Annotated in this window: 11 protein-coding genes; 10 read left to right on the forward strand and 1 reads right to left on the reverse strand. The window is 68.5% G+C overall.

What is annotated here, in order from left to right:
- The 3 genes from rsmB to rpe all read left to right on the forward strand — a co-directional run.
- Positions 1 to 1,563, forward strand: a 1,563-nt coding sequence (gene rsmB / locus HOP12_12405; GenBank protein ID NOT34956.1) for a 16S rRNA (cytosine(967)-C(5))-methyltransferase RsmB, incomplete at its 5' end; no start/stop codon positions are given.
- A complete protein-coding gene (locus tag HOP12_12410; GenBank protein NOT34957.1) occupies positions 1,560 to 2,363 on the forward strand; it encodes a PASTA domain-containing protein in 804 nt (267 codons plus the stop codon). The genes rsmB and HOP12_12410, both read left to right, overlap by 4 nt.
- A complete protein-coding gene (gene rpe, locus HOP12_12415; GenBank protein NOT34958.1) occupies positions 2,360 to 3,067 on the forward strand; it encodes a ribulose-phosphate 3-epimerase in 708 nt (235 codons plus the stop codon). The genes HOP12_12410 and rpe overlap by 4 nt, the downstream gene beginning before the upstream one ends.
- Before the next feature lie 5 nt (positions 3,068 to 3,072).
- Here the strand turns inward: rpe and HOP12_12420 are convergent, their stop codons facing one another.
- Positions 3,073 to 3,375 (reverse strand): hypothetical protein, encoded by a 303-nt coding sequence (locus tag HOP12_12420; protein NOT34959.1) that lies wholly within the window; start codon positions 3,373 to 3,375, stop codon positions 3,073 to 3,075.
- A 127-nt stretch (positions 3,376 to 3,502) separates the two neighbouring features.
- On the opposite strand from HOP12_12420, the gene ffh reads away from it, so the two are divergent.
- From ffh to HOP12_12455, 7 genes are all read left to right on the forward strand, one after another.
- Entirely contained in the window at positions 3,503 to 4,837 is a 1,335-nt protein-coding gene (gene ffh, locus HOP12_12425) for a signal recognition particle protein (GenBank protein NOT34960.1), read from the forward strand.
- 28 nt (positions 4,838 to 4,865) lie between these two features.
- On the forward strand, positions 4,866 to 5,312 hold the full coding sequence (gene rpsP, locus HOP12_12430) for a 30S ribosomal protein S16 (protein NOT34961.1): 447 nt from the start codon (positions 4,866 to 4,868) through the stop codon (positions 5,310 to 5,312).
- Between the two features lie 9 nt (positions 5,313 to 5,321).
- Positions 5,322 to 6,248, forward strand: a complete 927-nt coding sequence (gene hemC, locus HOP12_12435; GenBank protein ID NOT34962.1) for a hydroxymethylbilane synthase — start codon at positions 5,322 to 5,324, stop codon at positions 6,246 to 6,248.
- The gene (locus HOP12_12440) at positions 6,245 to 6,613 is read left to right on the forward strand and encodes a tetratricopeptide repeat protein (GenBank protein NOT34963.1); all 369 of its coding nucleotides are present in this window, start codon (positions 6,245 to 6,247) and stop codon (positions 6,611 to 6,613) included. Before hemC ends, HOP12_12440 begins: the two co-directional genes overlap by 4 nt.
- 134 nt (positions 6,614 to 6,747) lie before the next feature.
- Positions 6,748 to 8,028: a serine--tRNA ligase gene (serS, locus tag HOP12_12445; GenBank protein ID NOT34964.1), complete on the forward strand. Its 1,281-nt coding sequence runs from the start codon at positions 6,748 to 6,750 to the stop codon at positions 8,026 to 8,028.
- A gap of 1 nt (position 8,029) precedes the next feature.
- A complete protein-coding gene (locus tag HOP12_12450) occupies positions 8,030 to 9,382 on the forward strand; it encodes a HAMP domain-containing histidine kinase (GenBank protein ID NOT34965.1) in 1,353 nt (450 codons plus the stop codon).
- On the forward strand, positions 9,379 to 10,183 hold an 805-nt coding region (locus HOP12_12455), incomplete at its 3' end, for a serine/threonine-protein phosphatase (GenBank protein ID NOT34966.1). The genes HOP12_12450 and HOP12_12455, both read left to right, overlap by 4 nt.

A 10,183-nucleotide genomic window follows, 5' to 3' on the forward strand; every position in this document is an offset into this window, starting at 1 on the left:
GGCGGAAGCCGCCCCGGATTCGCGCCGCGTCCCGGTGGCGATCGACCCGGAGCTTCCCGCGGACCGCGGCCGGATTCGCGCCGCGGTGGCTTCGCCGGTCGCGAGCCGCGTCCCGACGGGCGTACTGGACCGCCGCCGACCGGTGAGGGTCATCCGCGACGCCCATGGCACGAGCGTCGCCGCGACGCCGACTCGCGCGCTGCGGCCGAACGCGATCGCACGCCGCTTTCGAACGACCCACGCGAGGCGGCGCTGCGCATCCTGCACGCGGCCGAGACGCGCGGTGCGTTCACGGATCGACTGCTCGACGGCGCTCACACCATGGAAGCCGACGACCGCGACCGCGCGCTGATGCACGAGATCGTGAAGGGCACGCTGCGGTGGCGTGGGCGGCTCGACTTCGTGCTCGACAAGCTCGTTCACATGGGAATCGAGCGCGTGCAGCCGTGGATTCGCAATGTGCTGCGCATGGGCGCCTACCAGATCCTGTTCCTGGATCGCGTGCCGGTGCATGCCGCGGTCGATGAGTCCGTCAAGCTCGCGCATCGGCACGGACACCCGGGAACCGCGGGTCTCGTGAACAGCGTGCTGAGGCGCCTGGTCGAGGAGAAGCACAACCTGGTGATTCCCGAAGGCGACGATCTCGAGTCGCTCGCGGTGTGGGGCTCGCATCCGGTCTGGATGGTGCGGCGCTGGCTCGAACGCTTCGGCGTCGAGCAAACCCGCGCGCTGATGCTGGCGAACAATCGCGCCGCTGCGATCGGGCTGCGCGCCAATCGCACGCGTACCACGCCCGAAGCGCTCGTTCAGTCGCTGGCGAACGAGGGCCAGGACGCGACGCTTGCGAAGTGGTCGCCCGACCTGGTGTGGATCGAAGGTCGCGTGGCTCCCGGCGGGCTCAACGTCTTTCGCGGCGGTGAGTGCACGGCTCAAGACGAGAGCGAGGCGCTCGTCGGCCGGCTGGTCGCGCCCGAGCGGTTCGAGCGCGTGCTCGATCTGTGCGCGGCCCCCGGCGGCAAGTGTTCGCATCTGGCCGAACTGATGGGCGACGAAGGCGAGGTGTGGGCGCTCGATCGGGCCCCCGAACGCGTCACCTCGCTCAAGGGCACCGTCGAGCGACTTGGACTGCAGTCGATTCACGTCGTCGAGGGCGACGGGCGCGCGTACACGTTCCCGATGCCGTTCGACCGCGTGCTGGTCGACGCACCGTGCTCAGGCCTCGGCGTGTTGGCGCGCCGTGCGGATGCACGGTGGCGCAAGGGTGCGGATTCACTGGTCGAAATGCCTCCGATTCAGCTCGAGCTGCTGGCGGCGGGCGCGCGACGAGTGCGGCCCGGCGGCGTCGTGGTGTACAGCGTGTGCTCGTTCGAACCCGAGGAGACCGAACAGGTCGTCGAACAATTCCTCCAGCAGAACCCTGGTTTCGAACTCGAGAGCGCGAAGGGTTACGTTCCCGACGCGGTCGTCGACGAGCGCGGCTTCATGCGTGTGCTTCCCCACCTGCATGGCTGCGACGGTGCATTCGCGGCACGCTTCCGCCGCAGCTCAGGAGCCAGTGCATGAACGATCCGGCGCGCGCGCCGCATGAGGAACCGTCGGGCCCGGCCGTCTATCCCTACGTCGAGAGACGTCGGAAGACGCGGCCGCTGGTCACCGCATTGTTTCTCATCGGCTTCGCGATGCTGGCGTTCATCACCGGACTGGTGTTGTTCAACAGCGTGCTGATGCCGCGCGTGATTCACGGCGTCGGCCAGGTCGAGGTTCCAGAGTTGTCGAATCTCACTTTCGAACAGGCGCAGCGGGTGGTGGGGCCCGCGAGCCTCAAGCTCGAGCGCCGCGGTGAGCGCTTCGATCCGACGGTCCCGCGGGGATTCGTGCTGGACCAGAATCCCGAGCCCGGCACCCGGGTGCGACGCAATCGCAGCGTGTCGGTGGTGGTGAGCCTCGGCGAGGAGTTCATCACCGTTCCCGCGCTCTACGGCGAATCGCAGCGCAGCGCGGAAGCGCTGCTCCGCAGTGTCGGCCTGCGCTCGGGCGTGGTGACGCGCACGCCGTCGGACGAGGTGGGCGAGGGGCTGGTCGCGGGTTCGGACCCCGGCCCCGAGCGGGTGGTCCCGCGAGACGCGGTCGTGCACCTTTTGATCTCGAGCGGCGGCGCCGAGGAGAGCTTCGTGATGCCCGACTGCGCGGGGCGTGAACTCGAGAACGTGCGGCGTCAGCTCGAAGCGTTCGGCTTTCGCGTCATCACGCCGATCGGCGGGGGCTCGCGCGGCACCGTGGTCTCACAGAAGCCGGTGCCGGGAGCGCGCGTGACGCGCGGCGCCACCGTGACGCTGCAGGGCAGCGGCCGGGTGATCCGATGAGCCCAAGCGATCCGATCGCGACGCGCGATCCTGCCGCGCCTCGCCTCGGCCCGATCGCGGCGCCGTCGATCCTGAGCGCCGACTTCGCGCGATTGTCCGACGCGACGGCGATCGTCGATCCGCGTCGCGACTGGCTGCACTGCGACGTCATGGACGGCCACTTCGTGCCGAATCTCACCTTCGGGCCCCTGGTGCTCGCCGGACTGCGCCGCCTCACGCGCGCATTTCTCGACGTCCATCTGATGATCCATCACCCTGCACGCCTGCTCGAGCCGTTCGCAGAGGCGGGCGCCGATCAGATCACGATTCACGCCGAGGCCCACCACGACGCGCCACTCGCCGACACGCTCACGGCGATTCGCGCGCGCGGCGTGCAGTGTGGGCTCGCGCTCAAGCCCGGGACACCTCTCGCCGCGTTCGAGCCGCTGCTGGACTCGCTCGACCTGCTGCTGATCATGACGGTCGAGCCGGGATTCGGCGGCCAGGCGTTCATGACCGCGATGCTCGACAAGGTGCGTGAGGCGCGGTCGTGGCGCGAGCGAAACGGGGCGCGCTTCCTGATCGAGGTCGATGGCGGCATCGCCTCCGACACCGCGTCTCTGGCGCGCGCGGCCGGAGCCGACGTGTTCGTGGCAGGTCACGCGGTGTTCCGTCAGCCCGAGCCACGGTTGGCGCTCGCCAGCCTGCGGGACTCGATCGCTTGAAGCGCTCAACGAATGGCGCCCGGCCTGCCCACCACGCGACGCAGCAAACCCAGCTGGCCGACGTGATAGGTCTCGTGGAAATGGAACGACAGCAGCATTTCGAGCGAGTTCGCGGGCCGGCCGGGCAGACGCGTGACGGTGGTCGGGGCGGCAAGTTGCTCGGGCGTGAGACTGCCCAGCACCCAGTTGATGCAGTTGCCGGCCGGCGGCGGGTGGATCAGGCTCTCGGCCGCGGTGATGCCTTCCAGATTCATGTGCGCCGCACCGTGGCTCAGTCCGAACAGCTTGAGAAGCGCCTGCTGTTGCATGGAATCTCTCCTCCGGAGCACCGCGCGGCCATGACTGAATCTCGACGCTTCAAGCCGCGAAACCCCCGTTCCGCGTGCCTTTGGGGCCCCCGAAGCGTGTGCTATCGTGCCCGCTTCATCAACGAGCCTGCCCGTGTTTGAAGCCCTGACCGAACGAATCGAAGGCATCGTCCGCAACCTCACCGGTCGTGGCCGGCTGTCGGCGGACAACATTCGCGAGAGTCTCCGCGAGGTACGTCGCGCGCTGCTCGAGGCGGACGTCCAACTCGCGGTGGCCCGGGACTTTATCACCCGGGTCGAGGAGCGTGCGGTCGGCGGGGAGGTGCTGCAGAGCCTCACGCCGGGGCAGCAGGTCGTCGGCATCGTTCACGAGGAGCTGATTCGGCTGCTCGGGAACACGCCGGTCGGGCTCGCAGGCTCGCCGCACCTGCCGACCGTGGTGGTGCTGGCGGGGCTGCAGGGCTCGGGAAAGACCACGTTCGCGGGCAAGCTCGCGCGCTGGTTGCAGAACAAGGGCAAACGCGTGCTGCTCGCGAGTGCCGACGTGTACCGGCCGGCGGCGATCGATCAGCTCGAGCGCCTCGCCGGTCAGATCGAGGCGGGATTCTGGCGTGCTCCCGATGGGACAACGCCCGACGAAATCGCACGGCTCGCGCTCGACGAAGCGCGGCGACGTGGTTTCGACTTCTTCGTGCTCGACACGGCGGGACGACTGCATGTGGACGACGCACTCATGGATGAGCTGTCACGCCTCAAGACCACGACGCGCGCGCATCAGGTGCTGCTGGTGGTCGACGGCATGACCGGACAGGAAGCGGTGCGGATCGGTTCGACGTTCTCCGAACGCATCGGGATCGACGGACTGGTGTTGACCAAGATGGACGGCGATGCGCGCGGCGGTGCCGCGCTGTCGCTGCGGGAAGTGACCGGCAAGCCGATCCTGTTCCTCGGGACCGGCGAGAAGCTCGATGGACTCGAAGTGTTCGATCCCTCGCGCCTGGCCGGACGCATCCTCGGAATGGGAGACGTGGTCGGGCTCGTCGAGCGCGCCCGCGTCGCCGTCACCGAGGTGGATGCCGAGCGCATGGCGAAGCAGATGCGCCGCTCGGACTTCACGCTCGAGGACTTCCTCGATCAACTCCGGCAGGTCAAGAAGCTGGGGCCGATCGAGGACATCATGAAGATGCTGCCGGGCATTTCGCAGAAGCAGCTCGCGCAGGTGAAGCCGGATTCCTCGCAGCTCACGCGCTACGAGGCAATCCTGCTGAGCATGACGTTGAAGGAGCGCCGCTCGCCACGCGTGATCGACGGCAGCCGTCGTCGCCGCATCGCGGCCGGCAGCGGCACCACGGTCACCGAAGTGAATCGGTTGCTCAAGGATTTCGATCAGGCGCGAACGATGATGAAGCGCCTCAAGCACGGACCGCGAGGGCTCGCCGCCCTGCGGGGCCGACGGGGCTGATGCCCCGCCACCTGTAAGGAGTTCATTCATGCCTGTGGTTCTTCGTCTCAAGCGATCCGGCGCGCGCAAGCGGCCGTTCTACCGCATCGTTGCCGCCGACTCGCGCCGCCAGCGCGACGGCCGTTTCCTCGAGATCCTCGGTTACTACGATCCGATCGCGAAGACCTCCACGCTCAAGGTCGACGAGGACAAGGTGAAGCGCTGGCTGTCGCACGGCGCGCAGCCGTCCGAGCAGGTGGCCTCGCTGTTGCGCAAGGTCGGCATGAAGCCGCAACCGTCCGCGCACGCGAAGCGCCCGGAGGCGACGGCGGCCGATGCCGCGGCGCCGGCCCCGAAGGCCAGGAAGAAGACGGCTGCCAAGAAGAAGGCGGCGCGCCGCGTGCCGCGCAAGAAGTCGGCGCGCAAGGTCGAGAAGCTGGCGGCCCGCAAGAAGGGTGCTCCGAAGAAGGCGGCCAAGAAGTCCGCGAAGAAGTAGACGGCACCCATGGCCCACGTCACTCGGCTTAAGCTCGGTGTCCGATCGGGGTTGCTCGCGCGATCGGAAGCGGAAGAAATCGTCGACGCGCTCGGCTCGGCTCATCCGGGGGTCGAGATCGAAGTGGTGCGCATGGGCTCGACCGGCGATCACGTGCACGATCGCGCCCGTGGCGGCGCGTTCACGGCCGAACTCGATGATGCACTGCGGGACGGCCGCGTGGACGTCGCGCTTCACGACCTGCCGGACCTGCCGGGCGTGCGTCCCGACGCGTTCGTGCTGGTCGCGGTGCCGCGCCGCCGGCATCCGTTCGACGTGCTGCTCACGCTCGACGGTCGCATTCTCGACGAACTCGAGGAGAAGGAGCGAGTGGCGGCGTCGACACTGTCGCGCCGCTCGCAGCTCCAGCTCTATCGACCCGATCTCAAGATCAAGGCGACTCGCGGCGGACTCGAAGCCCATCTCATGCAGCTCGAGGCGGGTGAGTTCGAAGGCCTCGTGGTGGCGGCGACCGACGCCGAGCGGCTCGGATGGCAGGAGAAGGTGAGCGAGATCTTCACCACCGAAGTGTGCGTGCCGTGGCCCGGCCAGGGAGCACTCGCTCTCGAGGTGCTGGCCGAGCGCACCGATTTGCGCGACCTGCTGGCGGCACTCGACGACAAGAAGTCGCATGCCGCGGTGGTGGCCGAACGCGCGTGGCTCGCGGAGCTGGGCGACGACGACGACCTGCCGGGCGGCGCACTGGCGAATACCTCGGACGGCCAGATCGTGATGGAGGCGGTGGTCATTGCGGTCGATGGCACCGACTCGATCCAGGATCAGATCGAGGGCCCGGCGCGCAGTGCCGAAGCACTCGGCGCCAAGCTCGCGGTGCGGATGCTCGATCGCGGTGCCGAGGATCTGCTCGCCGCGTTTCGCGGCGACGGTTCGCGGTGAGAACACGCAGCAGCCGGGCGATTCGCGGCGCGATCGCGATCGCCCTGGCGCTCGCGATCGCACTCGCAGGCTGTTCGAGCCCGCAGTCGGTCTCGTCAGGTTCGGCGTTCCCGGCGGCCGATACCACGCGTGCGCGCTCGCAGGCCCTGATCGAGAACGGAAATCTCGCCTACGAGCGTGGTGACTTCGCGCTTGCGGCTCGACGCTATGCGGCCGCAGCGGTCGTCGACGGCGACGATCCGGCTGCGTACTACGGGCTCGGGATGGCGCTGACCAAGCTGGGGCGCGATGAACAGGCGCGTACTGCCTACGCACGGGCGCGCGAACTCACCCGCCAGGGGTTGGGGAACCCGACGACGCCTTAGTCGGCGACAGTCGACGCCTCGACGAGGCTCGGCTCGCGTTCGCCACCTTGCGCCGATGCGCCCGAATGATGTTTTCTCCGATGATTCGCGCCGTCACCCGGGCCGCGCCGCCACTTCCTCGATCCCCGAACCCCATGCTCGATCTCAAATTTCTGCGCCACAACCGCGAACGCGTCGAGACCGGGATCGCCCTCAAGGGAACGACGGTCGATCTCGACCGTTTCTACGAGATCGAGTCACGCCGCCTCGCGCTGCTTCACGAAGCCGAGGAGCTCAAAGGTCGCCGCAACACGACCAGCGAGTCGATTGCGGCGCGCAAAAAGGTGGGTGAGGACGCGAGCGCCGACATCCTCGCGATGCGGGAGGTCGGCGACCGCATCCGAGTGCTCGACACCGAGTTGAAGACGCTCGAGGAAGAGAGCGAGCAGCTCGCCGCCTGGATCCCGAATCTCCCTCACCCGAGCGTTCCGCCCGGCAGCGGCCCCGAGCAGAACCAGGTGGTGCGCACGTGGGGCACGGTGCCGAAGTTCGACTTCGAGCCCAAGCCGCACTGGGAGCTCGCGACCGAGCTGGGGCTGCTCGACTTCGAGCGTGCACCGAAGCTCGCGGGGTCGGGATTCCTGATCTTCACCGGGCGCGGCGCACGGCTCGAGCGGGCGCTCATCAATTTCATGCTCGACCTGCACACGCGCGACCACGGCTACACCGAGATCTCGGTTCCGCACGTGGTGCGGCGCGCGGCGCTGTACGGCACCGGTCAGCTCCCCAAGCTCGAGAGCGACATGTATCACATCGGTGAGGACGACCTGTTCCTCAACCCGACGGCCGAAGTGCCGGTGACGAACGTGTGGCGCGACGAGATCCTCGAGCCCACGGCACTGCCGCGCCGCGTGACCGCCTACTGCGCCTCGTACCGCCGCGAGGCCGGGACCTACGGCAAGGACACGCGCGGCATGATCCGGGTGCATCAGTTCGACAAGGTCGAGCTGGTGCGGATCGTGGCGCCCGAGACCAGCTACGACGAGCACGAACGACTGGCGGGCGACGTGGCGTCGGTGTTCGAAGCGCTCGAGCTGCCTTACCGTGTGTTGCTGCTGTGCAGCGGCGACATGAGCTTCGCGGCCGCCAAGTGCTACGACTTCGAAGTGTGGTCGCCCGGGACCGCGGGGTGGCTCGAGTGCTCTTCGTGTTCGAACTTCGAAGATTTCCAGTCGCGGCGCATGAACATGCGATGGCGGCGCGAGGCCGGCGCCAAGCCCGAGTACCCGCACACGCTGAACGCCTCGGGCGTCGCGCTGCCGCGCACGTTCGCGACGCTGCTCGAGAACCACCAGACCGCGGCCGGCACGGTGCGCATTCCCGCGGCGCTGCGCCCCTACCTGGGCGGACTCGAGGAGCTGGCGCCGGAGCGCTGACGTGAACCACGCCGGCGGGACTCCGGGCGGTCGTGGATCTCGTGAGGCCGGCGCGCGCGCGGGTGCGAACGCGCATCGCGACAAACGGCGCTTCGAATCCACTGACGCGCTGCGGGTCGGCGTGTTCCTGGGCGGCAGCCTGTTCGTGATCGTGGCGTTCCTGTTCACGAGCGTCATGGTGACGCGACTGTCCGAGGAGGTCGCGACGACTTCGCGGGTGCTGGCGCGATTCCTGGCACAGGCTTCGTTCCCGGCCACCCGCGATCCGCAGCTGCAGGAGATCCTCGCTCAGGTGGTGGCGGGCATCGACTTCCCGATCGTCATCACCGATATCGACTCGCTGCCGCGCGCCTGGCGGCAGATCGGCATCGATACCGGCTCGGTGCCGGCGGCTTCGATCGACAGTCTGGCGCAGGGCCGCGCGGTCGCGCCCGTGATCGCGCAACGCATCCGTCAGGTGCGCGCGCACGCCGCGGCCCTCGATCGGCGCAATCAACCGATCGAGATGCGCCAGCCGGTGACCGGGGTGAGGCTCGGATACGTGCATTACGGCGTTCCACCGGTGCTGGAAGCGTTGCGCTGGGTGCCGTTCCTGTCGGTGGCCGGATTGCTCCTGCTGCTCGCGATCGGATTCTGGGGCCTGTCGGGTGTGCGCACCGCCGAAGGACGCTCGATCTGGGTCGGGATGGCGCGTGAGACCGCGCATCAGCTCGGCACCCCGCTGTCGTCGCTGATGGGCTGGATCGAGCTGTTGCGCTCACATGCCGAGTCTCAGCCCGGCGATACGGTCAGCGTGCCGCGCGCCGAGCTCGACGAGACGCTCGAAGAGATGGAGCGCGACGTGGCGCGTCTCAACAAGGTCGCGCAGCGCTTCAGCCACGTCGGATCGACCCCGGTATTGCAGTTGCAGGACGTGACGCCGATCGTGCGGCAGGCGGTTCAGTACGCGAGGCGGCGACTGCCGCGCGGCGACGGCGAGGTTTCGATTCACGAGCGCTACGAAGAGGTCGAGCCGATCAATCTGAACGCCGAGTTGCTCGAGTGGGCGGTCGAGAACCTGCTCTCGAACGCGGTGTCGGCACTCGACAAGCGACCGGCGCGCATCGAGGTCACGATCCAGAAGCGTCCCGAGACCGAGGCGATCGAGCTGTCGATTCAGGACAATGGTCGCGGTATGGCGCCGGCCGAGCAACGTCGCGCGTTCGAGCCGGGCTACACCACGAAGCGCCGCGGCTGGGGTCTCGGCCTCGCACTGACGCGCCGCGTGGTCGAGGAATACCACGGCGGGCGCATCTCGATCCGGGCGAGTGTGCCGGGTGAAGGCACCACCATGGTCATCACGTTCCCCACGTGAGCGCCGGCGCCCCGCTGCAGTGCATGGAGGTCTCGGGCGGCAATCAGACCGCGCATCGCCGCGTCGAGATGTTCGGACTCGATGCGTGGGTGCGGGCGCGGCCGTTCGAGAGCGGGTCGGGCGGGGACGTTCACTACCTGTCGAGCTGCGGCACCGGGCGCATTCAGCGCGTGCTGCTCGCCGACGTGAGCGGCCACGGCGAGGCGGTGTCCCGCACCGCCGATGAGCTGCGCGCGCTGATGCGTCAACACGTGAACACCGCCGAGCAGTCCCGTTTCGTCCGCGCACTCAATCGCGAGTTCAAGCTGCTGGCGGGCCGCGGTCAGTTCGCGACTGCGTTGGCGGCCACCTTCTGGGCGCCGACCGGCGATCTCGAGCTGACGAATGCCGGCCACCCGCGCCCGCTCATGCGTCGCGCTTCGGAGGGCGTGTGGCGCTACCTCGAGGGCCCCGCGATTCCGGCCGGTACGATCGCGAATCTGCCACTCGGAGTGATCGGCGGCTCGCGCTACCTGTCGAGCGCCGCGACGCTCGAGACCGGTGACCTGGTGCTCATCTATAGCGATGCCCTGATCGAGTCGGAGCGCGGCGATGGCGAGATGCTCGGGGAAGCCGGCCTTCTGGAACGCGTGAAGCTGCTCGATGTGAGCGAGCCGGAGCGTTTCGTCGATGCATTGATCGCCGATCTCGAGCAGTGGCGCGGAGGACCGCCGAACGACGACGAGACCCTGCTGCTGTTGCGCCCCAATCGCGTGCGCGCTGACCACAGCCTGGCAGGCCGCGCGCGCGCCGCGCTGAGGC

The sequence above is a fragment of the Candidatus Eisenbacteria bacterium genome, assembly GCA_013140805.1.
Classification (GTDB): domain Bacteria; phylum Eisenbacteria; class RBG-16-71-46; order RBG-16-71-46; family RBG-16-71-46; genus JABFRW01.